This is a genomic window from Alteromonas sp. ABV4_515 (assembly GCF_056160345.1).
This window is the reverse complement of sequence record NZ_JBSWWZ010000004.1, coordinates 190,584-213,186: the sequence shown is the minus strand read 5'-3', so window position 1 is coordinate 213,186 and position 22,603 is coordinate 190,584. Positions and strand designations below refer to the sequence as shown.

At 49.8% G+C, this 22,603-nt stretch carries 22 protein-coding genes and 1 riboswitch; of the genes, 5 read left to right on the top strand and 17 right to left on the bottom strand.

Annotated features, from left to right (window positions below; all coding sequences use genetic code 11):
- Positions 1 to 67 precede the first annotated feature (67 nt).
- From ACXAGX_RS11150 to kduD, 6 genes are all read right to left on the bottom strand, one after another.
- Positions 68 to 1,090 (bottom strand): LacI family DNA-binding transcriptional regulator, encoded by a 1,023-nt coding sequence (locus ACXAGX_RS11150; protein WP_474823744.1) that lies wholly within the window; start codon positions 1,088 to 1,090, stop codon positions 68 to 70.
- A gap of 126 nt (positions 1,091 to 1,216) precedes the next feature.
- Positions 1,217 to 2,512 (bottom strand): TRAP transporter large permease, encoded by a 1,296-nt coding sequence (locus tag ACXAGX_RS11145; RefSeq protein WP_474823742.1) that lies wholly within the window; start codon positions 2,510 to 2,512, stop codon positions 1,217 to 1,219.
- Positions 2,512 to 3,000 carry a TRAP transporter small permease gene (locus ACXAGX_RS11140; RefSeq protein WP_070125908.1) on the bottom strand — a complete coding sequence of 163 codons (489 nt, stop codon included), beginning with the start codon at positions 2,998 to 3,000 and terminating at the stop codon, positions 2,512 to 2,514. Before ACXAGX_RS11140 ends, ACXAGX_RS11145 begins: the two co-directional genes overlap by 1 nt.
- 3 nt (positions 3,001 to 3,003) lie before the next feature.
- Positions 3,004 to 3,990, bottom strand: a complete 987-nt coding sequence (locus ACXAGX_RS11135; RefSeq protein ID WP_474838354.1) for a TRAP transporter substrate-binding protein — start codon at positions 3,988 to 3,990, stop codon at positions 3,004 to 3,006.
- 15 nt (positions 3,991 to 4,005) lie between these two features.
- Complete coding sequence (gene kduI / locus ACXAGX_RS11130; RefSeq protein WP_474838352.1) at positions 4,006 to 4,851, bottom strand: 5-dehydro-4-deoxy-D-glucuronate isomerase; 846 nt, start codon at positions 4,849 to 4,851, stop codon at positions 4,006 to 4,008.
- 19 nt (positions 4,852 to 4,870) lie between these two features.
- On the bottom strand, positions 4,871 to 5,632 hold the full coding sequence (kduD, locus tag ACXAGX_RS11125) for a 2-dehydro-3-deoxy-D-gluconate 5-dehydrogenase KduD (protein WP_474823735.1): 762 nt from the start codon (positions 5,630 to 5,632) through the stop codon (positions 4,871 to 4,873).
- A 197-nt stretch (positions 5,633 to 5,829) separates the two neighbouring features.
- On the opposite strand from kduD, the gene ACXAGX_RS11120 reads away from it, so the two are divergent.
- Entirely contained in the window at positions 5,830 to 7,074 is a 1,245-nt protein-coding gene (locus ACXAGX_RS11120) for a DUF4861 family protein (protein ID WP_474838350.1), read from the top strand.
- A 59-nt stretch (positions 7,075 to 7,133) separates the two neighbouring features.
- Here the strand turns inward: ACXAGX_RS11120 and thiH are convergent, their stop codons facing one another.
- Genes thiH through thiC form a run of 6 tightly spaced genes read right to left on the bottom strand, consistent with a single transcriptional unit; the run spans position 7,134 to position 13,328 of the window.
- Positions 7,134 to 8,249 carry a 2-iminoacetate synthase ThiH gene (gene thiH / locus ACXAGX_RS11115; protein ID WP_474838348.1) on the bottom strand — a complete coding sequence of 372 codons (1,116 nt, stop codon included), beginning with the start codon at positions 8,247 to 8,249 and terminating at the stop codon, positions 7,134 to 7,136.
- Entirely contained in the window at positions 8,246 to 9,016 is a 771-nt protein-coding gene (locus ACXAGX_RS11110; RefSeq protein ID WP_474823729.1) for a thiazole synthase, read from the bottom strand. Before ACXAGX_RS11110 ends, thiH begins: the two co-directional genes overlap by 4 nt.
- 3 nt (positions 9,017 to 9,019) lie before the next feature.
- On the bottom strand, positions 9,020 to 9,220 hold the full coding sequence (gene thiS / locus ACXAGX_RS11105; RefSeq protein WP_070125901.1) for a sulfur carrier protein ThiS: 201 nt from the start codon (positions 9,218 to 9,220) through the stop codon (positions 9,020 to 9,022).
- On the bottom strand, positions 9,204 to 9,977 hold the full coding sequence (locus tag ACXAGX_RS11100) for a HesA/MoeB/ThiF family protein (protein WP_474838346.1): 774 nt from the start codon (positions 9,975 to 9,977) through the stop codon (positions 9,204 to 9,206). Before ACXAGX_RS11100 ends, thiS begins: the two co-directional genes overlap by 17 nt.
- The gene (thiE, locus tag ACXAGX_RS11095; protein WP_474838344.1) at positions 9,970 to 11,427 is read right to left on the bottom strand and encodes a thiamine phosphate synthase; all 1,458 of its coding nucleotides are present in this window, start codon (positions 11,425 to 11,427) and stop codon (positions 9,970 to 9,972) included. Before thiE ends, ACXAGX_RS11100 begins: the two co-directional genes overlap by 8 nt.
- A gap of 2 nt (positions 11,428 to 11,429) precedes the next feature.
- Positions 11,430 to 13,328, bottom strand: a complete 1,899-nt coding sequence (gene thiC, locus ACXAGX_RS11090) for a phosphomethylpyrimidine synthase ThiC (protein WP_474838342.1) — start codon at positions 13,326 to 13,328, stop codon at positions 11,430 to 11,432.
- 123 nt (positions 13,329 to 13,451) lie between these two features.
- A riboswitch (TPP riboswitch) is annotated at positions 13,452 to 13,564 on the bottom strand.
- Positions 13,565 to 13,766: 202 nt separating this feature from the next.
- Between thiC and ACXAGX_RS11085 the strand changes: the two genes are divergently transcribed.
- The 3 genes from ACXAGX_RS11085 to ACXAGX_RS11075 all read left to right on the top strand — a co-directional run bounded on the left by ACXAGX_RS11085 (position 13,767) and on the right by ACXAGX_RS11075 (position 16,801).
- Positions 13,767 to 14,000, top strand: a complete 234-nt coding sequence (locus tag ACXAGX_RS11085) for a FeoA family protein (RefSeq protein WP_474823720.1) — start codon at positions 13,767 to 13,769, stop codon at positions 13,998 to 14,000.
- A gap of 42 nt (positions 14,001 to 14,042) precedes the next feature.
- Complete coding sequence (feoB, locus tag ACXAGX_RS11080) at positions 14,043 to 15,857, top strand: ferrous iron transporter B (RefSeq protein ID WP_474838340.1); 1,815 nt, start codon at positions 14,043 to 14,045, stop codon at positions 15,855 to 15,857.
- A gap of 254 nt (positions 15,858 to 16,111) precedes the next feature.
- Entirely contained in the window at positions 16,112 to 16,801 is a 690-nt protein-coding gene (locus ACXAGX_RS11075) for a hypothetical protein (protein WP_474838338.1), read from the top strand.
- A gap of 95 nt (positions 16,802 to 16,896) precedes the next feature.
- On the opposite strand, the gene ACXAGX_RS11070 is transcribed toward ACXAGX_RS11075, so the two are convergent.
- The 5 genes from ACXAGX_RS11070 to ACXAGX_RS11050 all read right to left on the bottom strand — a co-directional run bounded on the left by ACXAGX_RS11070 (position 16,897) and on the right by ACXAGX_RS11050 (position 21,728).
- Positions 16,897 to 18,066: a heme biosynthesis HemY N-terminal domain-containing protein gene (locus ACXAGX_RS11070; RefSeq protein ID WP_474823714.1), complete on the bottom strand. Its 1,170-nt coding sequence runs from the start codon at positions 18,064 to 18,066 to the stop codon at positions 16,897 to 16,899.
- Positions 18,063 to 19,247 carry a uroporphyrinogen-III C-methyltransferase gene (locus ACXAGX_RS11065; protein ID WP_474838336.1) on the bottom strand — a complete coding sequence of 395 codons (1,185 nt, stop codon included), beginning with the start codon at positions 19,245 to 19,247 and terminating at the stop codon, positions 18,063 to 18,065. The genes ACXAGX_RS11070 and ACXAGX_RS11065 overlap by 4 nt, the downstream gene beginning before the upstream one ends.
- Before the next feature lie 3 nt (positions 19,248 to 19,250).
- Complete coding sequence (locus ACXAGX_RS11060; protein ID WP_474838334.1) at positions 19,251 to 19,961, bottom strand: uroporphyrinogen-III synthase; 711 nt, start codon at positions 19,959 to 19,961, stop codon at positions 19,251 to 19,253.
- Positions 19,962 to 19,978: 17 nt separating this feature from the next.
- Positions 19,979 to 20,920, bottom strand: coding sequence for a hydroxymethylbilane synthase (hemC, locus tag ACXAGX_RS11055; RefSeq protein ID WP_425388386.1), 942 nt, complete (start codon positions 20,918 to 20,920; stop codon positions 19,979 to 19,981).
- Between the two features lie 136 nt (positions 20,921 to 21,056).
- Positions 21,057 to 21,728, bottom strand: a complete 672-nt coding sequence (locus tag ACXAGX_RS11050; RefSeq protein ID WP_474838332.1) for an alpha/beta hydrolase — start codon at positions 21,726 to 21,728, stop codon at positions 21,057 to 21,059.
- Between the two features lie 118 nt (positions 21,729 to 21,846).
- On the opposite strand from ACXAGX_RS11050, the gene gmk reads away from it, so the two are divergent.
- Complete coding sequence (gene gmk, locus ACXAGX_RS11045; RefSeq protein ID WP_474838330.1) at positions 21,847 to 22,491, top strand: guanylate kinase; 645 nt, start codon at positions 21,847 to 21,849, stop codon at positions 22,489 to 22,491.
- Positions 22,492 to 22,603: the final 112 nt, after the last annotated feature.

The window sequence follows — 22,603 nt, the reverse complement described above, 5'->3', positions numbered from 1 at the left end:
ATTGCTGCCACCGGTGGCATTGTAGGTCAGAAAAGTAGCGGAATCAATCTTCATCAGATAAATTCCGCTACTTTTCTGCTTTTCGGGTGGATTCGCGAATGATGAGGTGTGGTTTCACCAAATAGTCTTCCATCTCATTGGTGGGCACATGCTCAATCATGGCGATAATTTTCTTCGCTGCCAGCGATGCCATGGCAGTCACCGGGCGCTTTACCGTTGTAAGCGAAGGAATGACTCTTGAGGCCAGTAAGTTGTCATCGAATCCGGCGATAGACAGCTCTTCGGGAATGCGAATGCCCATCTCATGGGCGACTTTCAGCACACCCGCTGCCATTTCATCGTTATTCGCAAATATGACTGCAGGGCGAGACGTCTGGATCAACAAGTTGCGGGCACATTCGATGCCACTCTCGTAGGTATTTTTACCTTCGATAATCCGATTGGGCTGCAGTTCGATGCCTAACTCTTTTAGCGTGTCGCGGAAACCTTCTAAACGTTCTAATGAAGAGTAATAGGCCTGCGGACCACTAATGATGGCAATATCGCGATGGCCGAGAGACACCAGATAACGGGCGAGATCGCTGATAGCGGCACGATCATCAGAAACCACGATGTTGGCGTGGTCGTCTAAATCAACGGAAGCCATGCGGACATAATTGATATTGTTTTCACGTAATGCGGCAGCCAGTTCTTTCGATTCTGAAACAGGAGGTAAAATGGCGACGCCGTCGATATTCGAGCGCTTGACGAACTTTACGCAGTTCTCCACAAACGTAGACGAATTGTAATTGCAGGGGTGAACAACCAGTTCATAACCCTTTTCAGAGCAGACACTCAGCACACCGCGCTGAACCTGGTCGATGAACAGGGCATCGGGGTTGTCATAAATCAAACCCAGAAGATATGAGCGACTTGCGGCGAGCCCGCGAGCCTGTTTGTCTGGAGAAAAGCCTATCTCATCAATGACTTTCTGAATTTTTTCACGCGTATTTGCACCCACATTCGTGGCGCCATTTATTACCCGCGAAACGGTTCGTTTTGATACCCCTGAAAGGCGGGCGACATCATTGATAGTCGGACGTTTATCCATGCTTTTCACTTATTATTTTTAGTTCAGGCTAACTCGTTTTTCGTTCGACTGCATTCTAGCCTTTATTAGTTGTTGTTTATAGTCTTAAAACAGCAAGCCCTACCAGTGGCAGGGCTTCGAATTTCCTTAAAAACCAAGGGCTGCAGGCAGAGCCTCGGAGAACCAGGCAACGTAGGTTACCAGCATTAATACCACAAACATGGCAGCGTAAAGTGGTAACAGTGGCTTGATAATGTTTTCCAACTTGGTCTTTGCGATTGCACAAGTAATGAACAGTACCGCGCCTACCGGTGGTGAACATAAACCGATAGATAAGTTAAGTACGATCATAATGCCAAACTGCAGCGGTGACATACCCAATTGCATGGCCACTGGCAGGAATATCGGCGTAAAAATAAGTACTGCTGGTGTCATGTCGAGGAACGCACCCACAACAATCAACAATAAGTTGATCAGTAGCAGAATAACAATTGGATTGTCGCTAAGTTCCAATAACGCCTGGCTTAGCGTTTGCGGAATATTCTCGAAAGACAGTAACCACGACATAGCGGTAGAAGCGGCAATAAGCAGCATGACGATGGCAGTGGTTTCTGCAGATTTAAGCAGAATATTTGGCAGTTCTTTTACTTTTACTTCCTTGTAGATCCCTACGGAAAGTAACAATGAATAGACCACTGCAATAGCGCCGGCTTCAGTTGCGGTGAACACCCCACCTACAATACCCCCGATAACCAATACAATCAGGAACAAGCTTGGCACGGCGGCGAAGAGTTTCTCGACGACAATTTTGAGCGGCAGACGATCTGACAGTGGGTAGCCTTTTATTTTTGCCCAGATGTAGCACACCAACATCAATGCGAGTCCTACCATAATACCGGGCACGTAACCCGCCATGAACAGGGCGGCGATAGAAACACCGCCGCTGGCAATGGCATAGACAATTAAAATATTACTGGGCGGAATGAGCATGCCTGTGGTAGCAGCAGCGGCAGTCACAGCGGCAGAGAAATTAGGGTCATAGCCCTTCTTTTTCATTTCTGGCAGCATAAAACTACCAATAGCCGAGCATGCCGCCACGGCTGAGCCGGAAATAGCGCCGAACAGCATACACGACACCACGTTAACCAATGCCAGACCACCGGGCAGGGCACCGATAAGCGCCATGGCGCATTCGATGAGTCGCTTGGCAATTCCACCCTGACCCATGATCAGACCGGATAAGACAAAGAATGGAATGGCCAGCAGGGCGAAACTGTCGAGACCACCCGCCATACGCTGTGCGATGGTAGTCACCGCTGGTTCAAACTCGATGCTGAACAGCATGGCAACCAGAGTGGCCAGACCGATACTCATGGATACCGGCACGTTAATCAGCAGAAAGAAGAAAAAACCGACGATAAGAATGATTGCAGTTAATTCCATTACAGCGGCTCCTGCGATGCGTCTATCCAGAGGTTATAAATATTGATGAGGGCGTAGAACACCATAATGGCGCCTGAAATAGGCAGCACGGTGTATATCCAGCCCATACGTACGCCAAGAGCGGCAGAGATTTGGTCCAGCTCTAGGGTCAAGCTCACTAGCGCGTTACCGCCAATGATCAATACCATTACGCAGAATGCGACCACGAGCAGTTCAACAAATGTCATGATTAAGCGGCGCACGGTCTCAGACTGTTTGTTGACGATGAGGTTGAAGCCTAAATGTACTTTTTGGCGATAGGCATAAGCGGAACCCAGAATACCGATCCAGATAAGCAGAAACCGGGATAATTCTTCGGTAACAGAGGCCGGATCTTGCAGTAGGTAGCGAGAAATTACCTGCCATACCACAACTAGCAGAATGGCGGCCATGGCCAGAATGAGCGCTGCGGCCAGCGTTTTGTCGATTAACTTCACTAACTGTCGCATGAATTACATCGCCTTAATTTGTTCAAGCAAGTTACCCACATCGGTACCTTTAAAGCTGTCATGGAACGGCTTTACGGCGTCGACGAAAGGTTGTTTATCTGGATAAATCACTTCAACGCCATCGGCCTTCACTTTCTCCAGTGATTCCAGCGTAGATTCCTGCCACAGCTTGCGTTGGTATACCACCGAATCTGCCATGGCTTGTTGCACCCATTGCTGCTGCTGGGCGGTGAAATTGTTAAATGTACGAAGCGACATCAGCATCACGTCAGGTACCGAGGTGTGTTCGTCTAGCGAGTAGTAGCGCGCAATTTCGTAATGACGGGACAGGTAATAACTTGGCGGATTATTTTCTGCGCCATCAACTACACCTTGCTGCAGTGCGGTGTATAGCTCGCCCCAAGAGACTGGCGTGGCAGCCCCACCCAACGCGCGCACTGTTTTTACGGCTGTAGGGCTGTTAAGCACGCGAATTTTCAGGCCTTGAAGATCGGCAGGTGAGTGAATAGGGCGATCGGTCGTATAAAAGCTACGACTTCCTGCGTCGTAGTAACCTAGCCCTTTCAATTTAAACGCTTCGACACCGGTAAGCAGGCCTTTACCTACGTCGCTGTTCAGTACTTTCCAGAAGTGGTCGCTGTCGCGGAACACATAGGGCAAGCTGAAAATCTGCATTTCAGGCGCAAAGCCTTCCAGTGGGCTGGCAGACACTTTCGTCATGTCTAACGAACCGATTTGCAGCAGCTCGATCATTTCACGTTCGGTACCAAGTTGGCTGCCAGGATAAATCGCAACCTGCATAGTGCCGCCAGAATATTCACTCAGGCGTTCACCAAAATACACCATGGCTTTGTGTACCGAGTGCTGGGTGTCCAGCGTATGACCTAAACGTAAAATGGTCACATCGCTAGTTTGTTTACTACCGCATCCGAAAAGCAGGGTTACCAGAGTGGCAACAAGGAACAGCGGTGTAACCTTAAGGCGCAACATACTCACCTCGACTTCTTATCTGAGCTCGTTAGGCGGAAATTTATCCATATCGTCATAGTCCAGGTTTTCACCGGCCATGCCCCAAATGAACGCGTAGTTTGCTGTGCCACAACCACAATGAATCGACCAAGGTGGAGACAAAACGGCTTGCTCGTTGGCAACGAAGATATGACGGGTTTCTTTGGGCTCGCCCATGAAGTGACTCACCGCCTGACCTTCAGCAATGTCGAAGTAGAAATAAACTTCGTTACGACGGTCGTGCTGGTGGGCGGGCATGGTGTTCCACACGCTACCTGGCGCCAAACGGGTAAGGCCCATTTGTAATTGACAGGTATCAACCACGGTATTGATCAAAAGCTGGTTGATTTTGCGTTCGTTGCAGGTTTCCGGGCTGCCCAGTTCAAGCACGTTGGCGTCGCCTTTACCTACTTTCTTACATGGGTAAGCGTGGTGTGCAGGTGCGGAATTCAGATAAAACTTGGCAGGTTGGCTGGCATCGTTTGATGCAAATTCAACATGCTCATTACCCATACCGATGTACAGGGCTTCTTCGCGCGCTAATTCGTAAACGGTATCACCCACAGTGATGGTGCCGGTGCCGCCTACGTTAATAACACCCACTTCGCGGCGGGCGGTGAAGAAGTGCATTTTCAACTGGTCGTCGAGGGTTTCCAGCTTCAGTGGCGTATTGGTGGGTACAGCGCTACCCACCATGAAGCGCTCATAGTGGCTGTATATCCAATAGATTTTGCCCTCCTGCATCAGCTTGTCTGCCAGGAATGCATCACGCAATTCTTGCGTGTCGTAGCCTTTAACTTCTCGCTGTCCTACAGCGTAACGAATTTCGTGTTCGGTGCTCATGGTGCCTGTCTCTTTTCTGTTATCGGGCTAAAAAGCCGCCATCAACGGCAAGTACATGGCCGTTCACATAGTTGCTGGCTTCGCTGGCAAGAAATACCAGTGCGCCTTTAAGGTCTTCGGTTTCTCCCCAGCGGCCTGCCGGGATACGGGCAATAATTTCTTTGCTGCGACCTTCGTCGTCTTGCAGGGCCTGGGTGTTGTCGGTACGAATGTAGCCAGGTGCAATGGCATTCACCTGAATGTTGGATTTACCCCATTCGTTCGCTAGTGCTTTGGTGAGTCCGGCGATAGCGTGTTTGCTGGCGGTGTAGGCAGGAACGGTGATGCCGCCGCTATAGCTGAGCATCGATGCGGTGTTGATAATTTTTCCGCTACCTTGCTCAATCATTTGTTTGCCGATTTTCTGACTGAGCAGGAATGCTGAATCGGTGTTTACCCGCAAAACGTGCTGCCATTGCTCCAATGGAAAGTCTACCGCTGGGCTGCGGAAAATCGTGCCACCGTTGTTCACCAGAATGTCGATACCCCGCCACACGCTCAGTGCATCGTCTGCCAGTTTCTCTACCGCAGCGAGATCGGATAAATCCGCGTGGAGTTCGGCTACCATAACGTCAGTTTTCGTTTTGATGATGTTGATGGTTTTTTCACAACCACCTTCACGGGAACTGGCGCAGATCACATCTGCACCGGCTTCTGCCAGAGCGACCGCCATCGCTTGACCAATTCCTCGGCTTGCGCCGGTAACCAGTGCGCGTTTTCCCTTCAGACTGAAGTTGGGCATGACTTTTCCTTTCTAATTAAGCGTCGAATTTGGCCGGTGTTGTAAACGGCTGACGAGCACTTATGTCCGCTCAAACCATTATTAGCACACCGGATTTACAATGTTAACAATATTTAAAATAATTGCCACCGGTGGCAATTGTCAATATATTAGTGCAAAGTATTTGCTGACTTACTGACCCCTACACGGAGCGCAAGATGAACAAAAAGACACTATCGCTGAGTATTCTACTGGCCTTTTCTGCTGCCGCCTGCAGCCCGGATAAAAGTGCGGAAACTGCTTCACAGAGCCCGCAAGTAAAGACTTCTGAGCAATCTGAGGTTGCATCTTTATCGGTATCGAATCCACAAGGGGGTGCTGCATTGCCACAGTTGCTTTCTTTTCCGGCTAGCGATTTTTCTGACGCCGACGCGGTGACAAAAAAAGTCGCTGATTTTCCTTCTGAGTGGGTAAAAAATGCACAGGGGGAGGATGTTCTTAACGTTTTAGTCACACTGGAACCCGGTCAGAAAGCCCCTATTGCACTGGTGGACAATGCACCCGAGGCACCGGATGTCGCTTATGCAGAACTATCTGTACGTAACGGTGGTGAATGGAACGGCAGTAAATATGAAGCGGAAGGATTTAGTTTCGAGAATGTGGAGTCTTTTACTGCGCCGCAGCAGCTCACCGACCATTCGTACTATTTACGTTACGAAGGACCGGGCTGGGAGAATGACCTAGTTGGCTACCGTTTGTATCTGGATTGGCGCAACGGTACCGATATCTTTGTGAAAACCGGTAATGAACCCGTATTACACCAGGTGGGTCAGGACGGTTACGACAATTACCATGAGCTGAGCGAGTGGGGCGCTGACGTTCTGAAAGTGGGTAAAGCGCTTGGGTTAGGTTCGTTCGGTCGTATGGACGGCGACAACGTTATGCACATGCAAAACGTGGCTGAAATGTCGTGGAAACTGGATAACGATGACAAGCTGTCTGCCGGTTTCACCGTAAATTACGATGGTTGGAAAGTCGCGGGTAAAACTGTTGATGCCACGGCACATTACGCGATTAACGCGGGCGATCCCTCAACGTTATTGACGGTGAACTTATCTGAGCCAGTAGATAACCTGGTGACGGGAGTCGTGAAGCACGCTGGCGTTAACTATGTAGAGCTTGAAATGAACGGCTACGGCGTGATTGCCACTTACGGTAAACAAAGCCTGCTAGGCGAGGACGACGAATTGGGCATGGCGCTGTTTTACAAAGTTGATGACATTAGCCGCAAGTTTGAAGCTGAGCACGATTATCTTATCGAGTTTAAACCTGCTACCGAATTGTCTTACCAATTCATGGCAGTATGGCCTTCGCATCCTGACAGCCCGAAAGATGAAGCTGGGTTCGTTGCGTTACTGAAAACGAAGCTGAAAGCGTTGGCAAGTCCAGTGACAGCCGGCTAATTTCGTTACCGTACGTACTTTTCAATAAAACGGGTGCGACACTTCGCACCCGCTTTATTTTATCTTCCGAATTGTTGCAGCCAGTCGGTCCAGACTGGCTCAATGCCCTGAGCTAAAAGGTTGGCAGCTACATCGTTAGCCGAGCGCGTGTCCTCAGTAGAAAATTGCTCTAGCGCATCACTTTTTTCGCTGTAGCCTCCGGGTTGGGTTTGCGATGCGGCAGATAGCTGGTTAATTGCCAGCGGCACCACACTATCGCGAAACGTTGCACTCTCTCTGGTTGATAAACTTAATTCCACTTCAGGAAAGCAAATCCGGTAAGCGCAGATAAGTTGAACAAGTTGCTTATCGGTGATGTCGCTTACGGGCGAAAACTGATCACCGGCGCAGGGTTTAATGCGGGGAAAAGCGATTGAAAACCGGGTTTTCCAGAACGCTTTTTGCAACAGATGAAGGTGCATTGCCGTCAATGCACTGTCCGTTCGCCAGTCAGATAAGCCGAGTAGTGCGCCCAGTCCTATTTTATTCATTCCGGCTTCGCCGAGGCGGTCGGGCGTTTCTAGCCGCCAATCAAAATCCTGCTTCTGACCACGCAAATGGTACTGCCCGTAATGGGCTCGATGATAGGTTTCCTGATATACCAGTACACTGTCTACGCCAAGCTTCACCAGCTTGCGATAATCATCGGTACTGAGGGGTTGTACTTCCATAGCAAGATGAGAAAAATGTGGCCTGATTAGCGGGATTACTTCATTGAAATAGGCCATCCCCGCTTTGGTTTCATGTTCGCCGGTAACCAGTAGCAACGAGTCGAACCCCATAGTTTTTATGGCCCGGACCTCGTCATTAATCTGCTTTGGACTTAGCTTCACCCGGCGAATTTTATTACTCATGGTGAAACCACAGTAAGTACATTCATTTGCGCACAAATTAGAAAGGTAAAGGGGCACAAACATCGACACGGTATTACCAAACCGCTGGCGAGTGAGTGCATTGGCTTTTTCTGCCATGCTCGGTAAGCTGGCTTCGGCTGCAGGTGAAATGAGTGCTAGAAACTCTTGCCATCCAGGAGCCGGGTGGCGCAGAGCAGAGTGCACATCGCATTGCGTCTTAGCATAGAGTGTTAGCGAAACATCATCCCATTCATATTGCCTTAGTGCATCTGCCGACCTCATGACAAGGTCTCCAAAAACTGGGTGAACGGACTCGTTGCCGATGCGTTTCGTTGCGCTAAAGGGGCGCCGGCCAGAAAACTCTCTCTGCCTGCCTCTACGGCTTTAGCGAAAGCCGATGCAGTAGCGACAGGATCGTTGGATGTTGCGATTGCCGTGTTTACCAACACCGCATCTGCGCCCATTTCCATCGCCTCGCAAGCCTGACTGGGACGGCCAATACCGGCGTCAACAATAACCGGCACGTTTGATTGTTCAATGATGATTTGCAGGAAATCCCGTGTTTGCAAACCCTGATTGGTGCCAATAGGTGCTCCCAGCGGCATCACGGCGGCGCAGCCCACTTCTTCAAGGCGTTTGCACAGTACCGGATCGGCATGACAATACGGCAGCACGTGAAAGCCGGCTTCACACAGCTGTTCTGCGGCACGCAGCGTTTCTACCGGGTCGGGAAGCAAAAAGCGCTGGTCGGGGTGAATTTCCAGTTTTACCCAAGGTGTGCCAAGCAGCTCTCTAGCGAGTTTCGCGGCATAAACGGCTTCGTCTGCTGTAGCGGCGCCAGAAGTATTTGGCAGCAGGGTAACGGGAAGCGTTCTTAACACCTGCAATGTGCTGTCTTGCTGGTGATGTTGGTTCAATCTTTTCAAGGCCAGAGTAACCATACAGGTTCGGCTAGCAACTAGCGCCGCTTTGAGAATATCCGGGTGACCAAATTTACCGGTACCAGTAAGTAATCGTGATGAGAATGACTGTTCTGCAATGTTAAGCATGCTTTAACCCCCAGCAACTAATGTAAATATATCAACCACATCACCTTCCTCTAATGTTTGCAGCTGCCAGCGAGATGTGGGAATAATCGTTTGGTTCACGGCCACAGCCAACGCGCCTTCCTGCTCGTTGAATCGTTGGATGATACTGACCAGTGAGCAATCCTCTGGTACCTCAAGCTGTTCATCGTTACAGTGAATGCGCATGGTCTTCACTCCTGTGGATTTTGGAACACGTTGGGCAATCCGGATTCTTCTGAATGTTGAACTGCCGCATTAGCAAGTTCTGACCATTAAAGTGATGAAGCGAACCCCATTCGGGGACGCGAATACCGCTTAGGTAAGACAATGCCATCATGGCCTGAAGTTGACCGGCAATGGCCACTACCGGACTGAATATGCCCTGCTCGAAGCATGTAAGTGACTGCTCACTGTTATATTCTGGGCATGCATAGCAAGGGCCTGTAATCCTAGGGTTAAAAGCGGTTGCAGTGGCGATAAAGCCACTCGCTGCTGCGCTTATCAACGGTACGCTGTGGGTGACGGCGAGCGCATTGATTGCTAATCGGCTGGTAAACGAGTCGGTGCAGTCGATGATCAATTGCGATGTTGTCAGGTGCGCATCGCGGGTGGCGACATCGTTGAAGTTGGTGATGCAATGTAAAGTGCAGGCAGATTGCATTGCCAACAGGCGGGTGCGGGCAACTTCTGCCTTTTTCTGCCCGATGTCTTTTTCCGTAAATAACCACTGCCGGGGCAGGTTGCTCAGCTCGATGGTATCGTCATCTATCAGTGCCATCTCCCCCACACCGGCAGCCGACAGTGCCGATGCTACCTGGCATCCCAGTCCGCCCACACCAAACAGGGTAACTTTGGCGTTGCTCAAACGACGCTGAGCGTGTTCATCGAAGTCATCAAGCAACAAATGACGACTGTATCGGGAGTATTCCGATGCGTTAAGCATGTGCAATTCTCCCTTTCAGTGCTTCTACCGCCCGGGGTACGTCAGCACTCTCGGTGATGGCGGTAACCACGGCAACGGAAGAAACGCCGGTAGCAACAACACTGTCGATATTGTGCAGCGCAATGCCACCAATGGCCACGGTTGGAATTTCTCCACAAAGTCTTTGATAGTCAGCCAGGCGTTGTGTGCCTTGGGGTTGTGAAGGCATAGCTTTGGTTCGGGTTGGAAAGATGTGTCCAAGTGCAATGTAAGAGGGTTTTAACGGTAACACCCGACATAGCTCTGCATAGCCATGCGTGGTGATACCAAGTCGCAATCCTGCCTGAGAGATAGCGGCTAAGTCTGCCGCTTCGAGATCGTCCTGCCCTAAATGTACGCCATAGGCATTGTGCTTAATGGCAAGTTGCCAATGATCATTAATAAAAAGCTGGGTACTAAAGGTTTCCGCCAGTTGAACGGCCTCGCGAATTTGTTCACTTAGGCTATCAGACACGCGTTTAATGCGTAATTGAATAATATCAAAGCCCAAAGGCAGTAGTTGTCTCAACCATTCCACGCTGTCTACCACAGGATAGAGCCCAGGGTTTGCCACGCGCAGTGGCGGAAATTTTAGTGCAAAGGGTTTGTGCCCCAGACCTTTAATCACTTGCGGAAAATGCAGTGACTGAGGAGGCGGAGGGCTTTTCATTAAGTGGCTAATTTCATCGTTCGCCGGCGTCGCGACGCTGAAACCGCTGGCTACCACAGCTTCGGCGTAGCAAATGGCATCTTCTGCATCATAGTGTAACGCCAACGCACTGGCGATAGCGGACGCAAGTAAGCAGCCTGAACCGCGCAAGGTACGGGCGGCTTTGCTGTGAGGAAGAAACTGCCAGGTGTTTTCCGAGTTGTAAAGTGTATCGCATAAGGGCGAAGGCTGGCTGCGATGGCCTCCGGTTACCAGAACATGGTTGCAGCCCAAGGTCAGTAATTGATGGGCAGCTTCAAGCTCATTACTGTTGGTTCGCAGCGCAAATCCGGTAAGGTATTCCAGTTCAGGCAGGTTAGGTGTGAGTACTGTCACGCGACTTATCAAGGTGGCAATCCCGTCGAATGAGAGTTGGCTCAGACTCCCGCCTGTGGAGGTTGTCAGCACCGGGTCCCACACCACAGGAATATCGGGGTGTTGGTTTAGTAAAGTGACTAGCTGATAGACCTGCGCATCGTTCGCCAGTGCACCCAATTTAATCGTATCGGGTGGTTCGGGGCAGAATGCCGCATCAAGTTGCGCGAGGAACATATCGTCAGATACCGCTTCGCAATGCAGTAGCTTGTTTTGGGTTTGCGCAGAAACAAGAGACACCACACTGCGGTGAACCACGTTGAAACATTGCACGCTGCGCATATCCTGATGTAGTCCGGCGCCACCACTGCTATCGGTGCCGCCAATAGTAAGCACTACAGGGTTCATATTTAGCGCTCCAGAGTGCTTGCGTTTACATAGAGTTCGCCGCCGGTGGAAGAAAACTGTTTTGCCATGGCGGCCATACCATGCTTTTTCTCTTCTGAAGACAGTTTTTCCTGCTGTGACTGGGCGTGATCGCGCACTTCCTGAGAAATCTTCATCGAGCAGAATTTGGGGCCGCACATAGAGCAAAAATGGGCGACCTTGCCCGATGCCTGTGGCAGCGTTTCATCGTGATAGCTTCTTGCGGTGAACGGGTCTAACGCCAGATTAAACTGATCTTCCCAGCGGAATTCGAAGCGGGCTTTCGACATTGCATTGTCGCGGATTTGCGCGCCGGGATGACCTTTTGCCAAATCGGCTGCATGGGCCGCAATTTTGTAGGTAATTAAGCCTTGCTTTACATCTTCTTTGTCAGGTAACCCGAGATGTTCTTTCGGGGTGACATAGCACAGCATGGCACAACCAAACCAGCCGATTAGCGCAGCACCAATGCCCGAGGTAAAGTGGTCGTAACCCGGTGCAATATCGGTAGTAAGTGGCCCAAGAGTGTAGAATGGCGCGCCGTGGCAGTGATTAAGTTGCTCATCCATATTTTCTTTGATCATGTGCATCGGCACGTGGCCAGGGCCTTCAATCATCACCTGCACATCATATTCCCAGGCGATTTTGGTTAATTCTCCCAAGGTACGCAGCTCAGCAAACTGGGCTTCGTCATTGGCATCGGCAACCGAACCGGGGCGCAGGCCATCACCTAGCGACAAGCTCACGTCATAGGCCGCGCAGATCTCACAAATCTCGCGGAAATGCGCATACAGGAAACTTTCCTGGTGATGATAAAGACACCATTTGGCCATAATGGCACCGCCACGGGAAACAATGCCGGTCACCCGTTCAGCGGTCATGGGTACAAACGCCAACAGAACGCCAGCATGAATAGTGAAGTAATCTACGCCTTGCTCAGCCTGTTCAATCAACGTATCGCGAAAGACTTCCCAGTTAAGCTGTTCCGCAACGCCATTGACCTTCTCCAGTGCCTGATAAATGGGCACCGTGCCTATCGGTACTGGGCTGTTGCGCAATAGCCATTCACGGGTTTCATGAATATTTCGTCCTGTTGATAAGTCCATTACCGTATCTGCGCCCCAACGGGTGGCCCACACCAGCTTTTCGACTTCTTCTTCAATAGACGATGTCACCGCAGAATTACCAATATTGGCGTTCACCTTCACCAGGAAATTACGCCCAATGATCATCGGCTCCGCTTCAGGGTGATTAATATTGGCAGGAATGATGGCGCGACCTGCCGCCACTTCCTGGCGCACAAATTCGCCGGTGATTTGAGTCGGAATGGTAGCGCCAAACGGCTCGCCTTTATGTTGGCGCAAGAGCTGGTCGTCATGAATGGTAGAGCGAGCCATGTTTTCCCGGATGGCAATAAATTCCATCTCCGGCGTGACAATGCCGCGGCGGGCATAGTGTAATTGCGTCACGATTTTCTCAGGCAGTGCTTTGCGAATAACCGGGCGCGCTTTAAAGCGAATAGACTCTGTCGTGATGTCTTTGTCTCTAGCCTGGGTGTAATCGGATTCAGACTTGTCGACAACGCCAGTATCATTACGCTCGGTAATCCAGGGGCCGCGAGTATCCGCAATACCTGCTGTTACATCCACTTCGCATTCCGGGTCACCGAAGGGACCTGACGCGTCATATACGGGAATGGGGGGATTAAGCTCTTCTGAATCGGCGTCGATGCGTGTAGGCGATTGCGCAATCATTCGCACCGGAACACGCATAGTGTGCGCTTCATCGGTGAGATAGTGACGATAGGAGTTAGGAAAATTCTCACCCTGAAGTGAGTGGATAAACGATTGTGCCTGTTGGCGGTTTAAGCGTCGTGTTGACATAGCATTTGTTCCTTGGTCGGTATTAAATGCTTGTCAGGAGTGAAGTCACAAAGCACAAAATCATAAAACCAGACGAACGCCGGGCTTGGTTTTGCCAACAGACGAATCTGTAGACAAACTACGTGATTTTGCATGCTTGTTCCCTTCGCAGGTATTAGCCTGATCAGGTTCAACGGATCCCGCAATGCGGTCTCAGCTTGTTTTCATCAGAAAACGAAGCACTCCGACAAGTTCTATTTTTACTATAATCACGGATTGAAAAAGAACACAAGCTTTGTCTCAACGTTAGAGATGTGAACTTCGACGATATGATGAGTAATGTCTCTGGTTCATTTATCCACTTTCTTGTACCCTTCCTGAAATTTTTAAAATCCGATTTGTTGGATTTTGTGAACTTGTTTTTAAACAGGTAATCACTAATAACTACAGAGACATCCTATGACATTGTGGGAACTTAATACCAAACAGCAGGCGCTCATTATCTCAGTGAAATCTGAATTGGCTGAGAACGTAAAAGAGCGACTTTCTGAGATGGGCATTCAAGTTGGCAGAGACATACAGTGCGTCAGAAAAGGCCCATTGGGAGGCCCTATTGTCATGCAATTGGGTGGCAGCGTGTTTGCAATCGAAGAAAATCTCGCCGCTCAAATTGAAATCGAAGCACGTAACTAACGCTCGTTTTTCCGCTGTCACAAGTAACAGGGTACGTATTCCATGCAACGCATTCTTATGGTCGGAAAGCCAAATTCCGGCAAGAGTCTTTTATTCAATCAATTAACCGGCCTGCGACAGAAAGTTGCTAATTATCCTGGTGTTACGGTAGAAGTAAAACGGGGTCAGTGTGCAGGTTTTGAAGTGGTTGACCTTCCCGGTACCTACACTATGCGCGGCCTCAGCCGCGATGAAGAAATTGCGATCAGGGAAATCACTCAGTCCATTGAGCGGGATGACACCTCGCTGGTGGTGTGCGTGCTTGATGCTACCCGTCTAGAGCGCAGTTTGGTGCTTGGACTGCAGGTTCAGCAGTTGGCGCGTGAAAACAACAAGTCTGTAGTATTTGCCCTCAATTTTATCGACGAAGTACGCCGGATTGGCGAAGATGTCGACACAAAAGCGTTAAGCAAAGAGCTCGGTAGTCCGGTGATGGCGCTGTCTGCCCGTACCCTTGATGGCCTGCACGAATTTAAAACCAGCATGCTGGAAATTGCTGCCGAGCCGGAAGAGCACAAGCCGTTTAATTCTATTGGCAAAGGTGAATCTGCAGTTCACAGAAGTCAGGAGTTAGCCGGAAAATACGGCCTGAAACTGGACGTTGTATTACGTAACCAAAACAGTGTCGACCGCTTTTTGCTGAATAGCTGGACAGGTTCAGTGGTGTTCCTGGCTGTGATGTTTGTATTGTTCCAAAGTATCTTCACGCTGGCAGCACCTTTGATGGACGGGATGGAATCGCTCATTGGTAGTGTCGCTGAGGGCGTAAGTGCAGTCACCCCCGAGGGCATTGTCACTGATTTCTTTAACGATGCGATTTTTGGCGGGCTAGGTTCGTTTTTGGTATTCGTGCCACAAATTATGGTACTTACTTTGATTATCGGCCTGCTGGAAGACAGCGGTTATCTGGCCCGTGCGGCGTTAATGTGTCACCGTCCACTCAGCGCGGTTGGCTTATCTGGCCGTAGCTTTATTCCTTATCTTTCCGGACACGCCTGTGCCATTCCTGCCATTATGGCAGCCCGTACTATTGAATCACCGCATAAACGCATGATCACTATGCTTACCATCCCGCTAATGTCATGTTCGGCCCGTTTGCCGGTATATGCACTACTGGTGGCGGTACTGGTGCCTGAAGACGGCACTTTCCTGGGCATTTTTGGAATGCAGGGCGCAGCGTTTTTCGGCCTTTATTTCTTCGGTATCGTGGTCGCGTTGATCGTGAGCCAGTTTCTTAATCGCTTCCTGCCCCGGGATCTTGAAGAATCGGATATGCCGTTTATTCTCGAACTGCCAACCTATCGCTTACCGCACTGGAAGCCGCTGACATTTCGCGTCATCGACAGTGGTTTGCAATTTGTCCGCCGTGCTGCACCAATTATCTTCATGGTATCAGTGGGGATTTGGATCCTAGGTTATTTTCCAATGGATTCGAGTTTGCAAGACAGTTGGCTGGGGCAGATTGGCCACTTTATCGAGCCGGTGTTTGCGCCCATGGGGCTAGACTGGCGCTACGGTGTAGCCATTCTGATGTCATTTCTTGCCCGTGAAGTCTTCGTAGGTGCACTCGGTACGCTATTCGGTATGGATGGCGCTGAAGACAATGTCGGTGGTTTGGCTGAGCGTATCCAGGCTGACGGCTTGACAACCGGCGCTGGACTGGGCCTAGTCTTGTTTTATGTAGTCGCACTGCAATGTGTAGCAACCGTCGCTATGTTGAAAGGTGAAACCGGCAGCAATAAACTCGCGTGGGGTTTATATGTGGGTTACGGCGTGCTGGCTTATTTAATTGCCGTAGGTGTTAACTTTTTCTTCTAGTAATTCATTGAACTAGCACTTTTTTATTAATTATCCGATTTCAGTGATGGGGTCGGATTTTTTATATTCGTAAATAAATAGTGGGAAGTGTCAGATTTATTTACATATTTTTATTGTAGAGAGTTTAAATCAATAGTTAATTATTGAAATTAAATGCCTTTTTTCTAATGGATCAATTTTTGCTAAAAAATTGCGGATTTATTCGGATTTTAAATCCGAATTCATTGTTTAACATGGAAAAAAAGGAATTAGTTGTGAAATTTAATAAATTATTATTAGCAGGCGCGACCGCTGCTGCTTTATTGGCGAGTAACGCACACGCCGTTCTGTTATTTCAAGGTTCTACCACGCCAACTGCCGACGTACCAATGACGCCGTCTGAAGCACGTGCAGCATGGGAGGCTGAACTGGCAAGCTTCGATATTGATACTCTTGCCGGTGCAAATGGTTCCGGTACCTTTACTTCTGCATTGGGTAACACTTATTCAGAAACGGGCAATGGGAGTATGATCTCTTCGTCAGGTTACAATGTGAGTGGTAATCGTAACGGAGCAGCTCTGATCGAATTTAATGTTGAGTTCCCTACATGGGTAAATGCAGTCGGTTTCGATGTATTTGACAACGACGGCGGTGGTATGACATTAACACTTACCGATGCAAATACCGGTGTTGAAACAGTATTTGATTTCACCTCCACGCCAGGCACTGGTCGTACCGAATTCTTTGGTGTTGTATTCGACCCAAATACCTATATTTCTGCTCTGCGCGTAGGCGGAACTGATCCAGGTGGCATTACTTCGTGGGATGATTTCACCACAGGTGTAGGTATTAACGCGGTAACGCCACCACCACCAATCTCTAATGTTAATGCGCCTGCTACTTTCGGTTTGCTGGCGCTTAGCATGGCGGCTTTCGGCGCACGTTCACGCCGTAACAAAAAGTAATCGCATTTTCGGCAATATACCGAATTTGCAAAAAGAAGCCCGCATTTGCGGGCTTCTTTGTATTTGAAAGCGAGAGTAGTTCGTGGGTAGTTTAGTTACTCAACTTCCATACTGCGCTTGTACATGGCGAGTGCGCCAGAATCGTCATGGCGGTGTTCACTGATGGTAGCGAGTGCTTCAAAATCTCGCGGATTCTCACGCAATTTCACAGCTTTCAGTAACACCTTCTCGGCCAGGATATCGTCACCGGCATTCATTGCAAGGTGACCAAGTACCGAAAACAGCTGTGGATTGGTGCCGTCTTTCTTAATCCAGTCTTCCAGTAAGCGAATTGCAGCAGCCGGATTTGGAATGCTGAGTTCTGCCATATAAGGCAATAGAATAGGGTTTGGTCCTTTCTTCTGCCATTCCACAAGACAGGCTTCGGCATCGTGGTGCATGCCTTGCTCAAGCAATTGCTGCACATAAGCAGCCCGGTACGCATCGTCGTGGCGGAGTTTACGTGGCATGTTGTCCCAGTGCTGACGCAGCGCGTTCGCGCCTTGCTTACTGGCGATTTCAGCAAACTTGCCTTTGGCGACTTTTTGCGCCCATACGACATAATCGTCTTTTAATTGCTTACGCCATTCAGGTAACGCACTTTCGAGTTCTTGCCAGTGGCCTAACTCTGCCATGGCCCGGGCGCGAAGACGAATAACTTGCGGATGCTGGCGCTTCTTCTCGTCTAATTCATTAAGTTTATCCAGCGCTGCCTGCGGCTTGCCTTGTTCTATTTCTAAACGGGCAGAGGCGAGGTGGGCTGCGGTTTTCGCATTATCGTATTCGGCAGCTTGCTCTAGCAGATAGCGAACCCGCTCGGGCTCGTTCAGCGCCTGAGCTACCTGTGCCGCAGCCAGGTAATTCACGCCATCGAAGTCGCCATCGGTGGTGTCTTGCAGGTACTTTTTCGCAGCCGCGAAGTCACCTTCCACCATGGCTTGAATACCTTGATACAGGCGACGTTGGCGTTTACGACGTGATAAGCCACCAAACCATTGCTTTGACCCTTTAAATAACCCTAATGTTGCACCAACGAAGCGCCATAGCACCCATAAGATAATTAAAGCAACGAATACGGTAATGCACAGGCTAACTACCGACATTTCGATATGCCATTGACCCATGGAAATTAAGACATAACCTTTGTCGCCGATAACCTGCGGCGCAATCAGCATGGCGGCGAGTACGGCCACCACGAGTAAAATGCCGTAAATCAATCGTTTCATAGCGACGCCTCGCTGTTGCCATAGGCACTGTTTACACGAGATTCAAGCAAGCGTTGCAGTGGTGCCATTGACGCTAGGTCTTCCGGCATATTTTCTTTCACATCCATTGATGCGAGTTCTGAAAGTGTTTGCTGTGCACCGACGACTTCTGCTGTGGCGGTATCGAATTTTTCCCTGAGTAATGTCTGTGCATTCGCCAGTGATTGGGTATAAAGATCATTGTCACCCGACATAGCGGCAGACTGCGCTTGCATCACCTGCAGTTTCAGCTGCTCTTTATACAACCAGATTTCTTCGGTGGTCATCAGTGGCGTGACGGGAGCTTCGGTGCGGCGTACCGAAATAAAGTCATCTACAATGGCGTGCCAGACTTTGGCTAAGTTATCTTTCCAGTCGCTGACTGACTCTGACAGCGCTTCATCGTTGGTGTTGTCTTCTGGTCGAGTAAAAGTTTTAACTGGCAGGCTATCGGCTTGCGCCAGGAAGCCTGAAAGTGACAAGGCCAGTTTAACTCGATCTACACCATTCACCTGGCGCAGGGTTTGAATATCCTGGGAAATGAGCCCACGAACCGGAATCACAGAAGGGTCAGATAACTCTTTCAAGCGTTGATCGGCATTCTCCAATAACATAATGGCCGTGTCGGTATCTTTCTCAAGCCACACTTTACGACCCGCCATACGTACTAAGTAATCTGCTTCGGCGAGTAGCCAGTCAGCAGGGCGACGACCTTCCATATCGTTTAACTGAGAGAGTAACTGTTCGGTTTGCAACTGCATCGCATCGGCTTGCTCAGACAGTTTACTTACCGTGCTAGCCAGTGCCTGCTTGCTCTTCTCCAGTTCGATAAGTTGGCGCTGAAGTTGTTCGTTTTCATTGTTCAGAGCGCCCAGAGTCTGTTTCTGTGATTTTTGCTCGCTGATAAGTTCGGCATTGCCGGTATCTTTCTGCCAGATAAACCAATAACCCGCTGCGCCCACACCTATCGCTACGCAAAGGGTAAACAAAATGGCAATCCACAAACCAGCATGGGAGGGATGCTTAGGTGGCTTGTTGTCTGCCGTCGACGCTGCCTTTTTGTCTGATGCATGAGCAGACGCTTTCGGCGGCGACTTTTCCTCAGATTTCTCCGGCGGCACTACAAGTACTGAGTCAGTTTTCTGTTTATCGTTATCAGCCATGGTTTACTCCCAATTATCCTTTATCCAAGCAATCAGCGCGTTATCACTGGCATCATTGCACACTCCAACGTTACTCACGCCCAGGCTTTTTAAGTGTGTTGCAATCCGCTCGCTGACGGTGAGCCAGCGTTGTGCTTGTAAAGTCTTTCCATCATAAAAGCGAAACAACTGTTCCGCCATTTCTGCACTGGTAGCCACTATGCCTGTGATCTGCTGCCACTGCCAATTATCTGTTAGTACGGGGTTATCTAACTTTTCCCGATGATACACGTCGAATACTTCTACGTGATTGCCCTGTGCAAGGAGCGTATTACTTAAAGTGGTTCGACCACCTTGTCCTTTAATAATAACGATTTGCCGCGACTTTGCATCCCGAAGTTGCGAAAGTGCCAGTAACCCTTCTGAATTTTGCTGTTCTGGCACCCCGGCATTAAAGCCCGCTTCCCGCAAAGCTACCGCCGTGGCATTGCCTACGGCAAACCATAAAATGTTGGAACGGATTTTTGAAGCAGGGGGAAGGGCGGCTACTGCAAATGCACTGGTAACGATGACATAGTCTGGCGGGGTGTTTATCAAGGTGTGCTGGCAGGCAGTAACTGCGTGATCGCAAGGCCCAATGGTAACCGGTGCACAGCCGGTTGTGGCAATACCCGCCCGACGAAAACACGCGACACTTTTCGTCAGTTTCTGCGCGGGGCGGGTGATCAGTATCATTGCGTAACGATTCAGCCTTAGTCGTGAAGCGCTTTTAAAATTTCACCAGCACCTTGAGCCAGTAGAGATTCGGCAACTTCAACGCCGAGTACCGCGGCTTTCTCACGTGAGCCGGTGGCAGACGCATAAAGTAATGTTTTACCGTCTACGCTGCCCACCATACCTGTTAGCGTGAGGGTGTCGCTTGCGAGCGTGGCAAAACTGCCGATAGGCACCTGACAACCCCCTTCCAAACGCGCATTCATGGCACGCTCGGCAGTCACGCGGTCTTCAGTATCCGCATGGTTCAGCGCACCGAGCAGGGCGATGAGTTCGATGTCGTCGTTACGACATTCAATGCCTACTGCGCCTTGACCCACAGCAGGGAGTGATAATTCAGGCGACAGTTCATGGGCGATCCGGTCTTGCATGCCAAGGCGAATTAACCCAGCTGCAGCCAGAATAATCGCATCGTATTCGCCGTTATCTAACTTGGCCAAACGTGTGTTCACATTGCCCCGGAGATCTTTGATAACTAAGTCTGGGCGATGTTTGCGGATCTGACACTGACGACGCAGGCTTGATGTACCCACTACTGCACCGTGCGGTAAATCATCAATGGTCGCGACAGTGTTAGATACAAATGCATCAAATGGATTTTCGCGAGGGCAAATCGTATGTAGTCCGAAGCCCTCCGGGAATTCAACAGGCACATCTTTCATGCTGTGAACGGCAATATCTGCACGCCCTTCCAGCATGGCGACTTCAAGTTCTTTAATGAACAGACCCTTGCCCCCGATTTTTGCTAATGGCGTGTCAAGAATTCGGTCACCTTGCGTGCTCATTGGCACCAGCTCCACGTGCAGATGCGGATGGGCCATCAGCAATTGTTCTTTCACATAGTCTGCCTGCCACAACGCCAGTGCGCTTTTGCGGGTGGCGATACGGATGGTGTTACGGGCAATAGGTTGTTGACTCATACGACGTCCTGAAACTGTTCACTAATTACTTTAAAAGCACAGGGAGATTGTAACTGAAAGCGAAAATCCTGCACCGGTTGTCTCCCATAACCGATATCAGGACTATTTATTCTGTGTGGTCTGCTTGGCAAAAAAATCAGGCAAGTACCTTTTGTAACCATGCACTAATATCTTCGACTTCCTGCAAACACACACTGTGCTGCATGGTGTAGGTTTGCCACGTAGCCGAGAAACCGTTCTGCTCCAGTGCATCAAATGCCATTTTTCCTAATGCCACAGGGACTACAGGGTCCTGCACGCCGTGCGCCATCATGACTGGCGTGGCTTTATTTTCCTGCACGGCTTCGTCAGCCAGTAATTCTGGCTTACACATATAGGTTGACAGCGCCATGATACCGGCAATTTTATGCTTGATGCGGGTACCCAGATGCAACGCAATCACGCCGCCTTGTGAGAATCCGGCCAGCACGATTTTGTCATAGGCAAATCCTGCCTCGTGTTGTGCTTCTACCAATGCATTAACCTGCTCCATGGATTCCAGCACGCCGGTTAAATTTGCGCGGTTATCCAAATCGAAGCTTTTAATGTCGTACCAGGCACGCATTACCATGCCATTATTAATGGTAACCGCCCGCTCTGGCGCATGTGGAAACAGGAACCGCACCGGCATCGACTCTGGGAGATGTAGTTCTGGCACAATGGGCGAAAAGCCATTGCCCGAGTCGCCCAAGCCGTGTAACCAGATCACGCAGGCCTGTGGGTTTTCACCAGTATTTACTTCAACGTACGGTAATAATTCTGCAGTCATAAATGTGCTTCAGTGTTGCTCTTGATAGCGTGAATGATTTCACGATTACTCAAATGATGGGGCTATGCTACCATTGCGGTCTGAAATCACCACATCATGATGAAAAAAAGCACAGACTATGGCTTCTTTACTCGGTAATTTATTTATTCTGGCTGCTCCCTCTGGCGCAGGAAAATCCAGTTTAATAAAAGCATTGCTTGAAAAGCATGACGGAAATCAACGTTTTCCCATGCAGGTTTCGGTTTCTCACACCACACGGGCACCGCGTCCGGGTGAGGTTGATGGCGTGCATTACCACTTTGTGTCTCATGAACAGTTCGAACAACTCATCGAGCAAGGTGTATTTTTCGAGTACGCCGAAGTGTTCGGTAATTACTACGGCACCTCTCGGGTTACCATTGAGCAAACCTTGCATCGCGGCATTGACGTCTTTCTGGATATCGACTGGCAGGGTGCCCGTCAGGTAAAAGCGCTGATGCCAGATACCTGCGGCATCTTTATTCTGCCTCCGTCCACCGAAGTACTGCGCCAGCGATTGAATAATCGGGGTCAGGATTCAGAAAGCGTGATTGATGGCCGTATGGAAGAAGCAGTGTCTGAAATGTCGCACTATAATGAATTTGACTATGTACTGGTGAACGACGATTTCTCCACCGCGCTGTCTGAATTGGAAGCCATTGTGTGCTCGCAGCGCATGCGTACCGTAAAGCAGCTGATCCGTCATGTGGATCTGATTGCTGATCTCATTGGTGAGAAAAGCTAGCTCAGGATTATAGGGATCTGACTAGGCGCGCGGAACGATCAGCGTGGGAAGCTAAGCATTTCAAACCCTCTGCAGCAGGGATGCTGCAGGGGAGCCCCCAGGGACGGGTTCA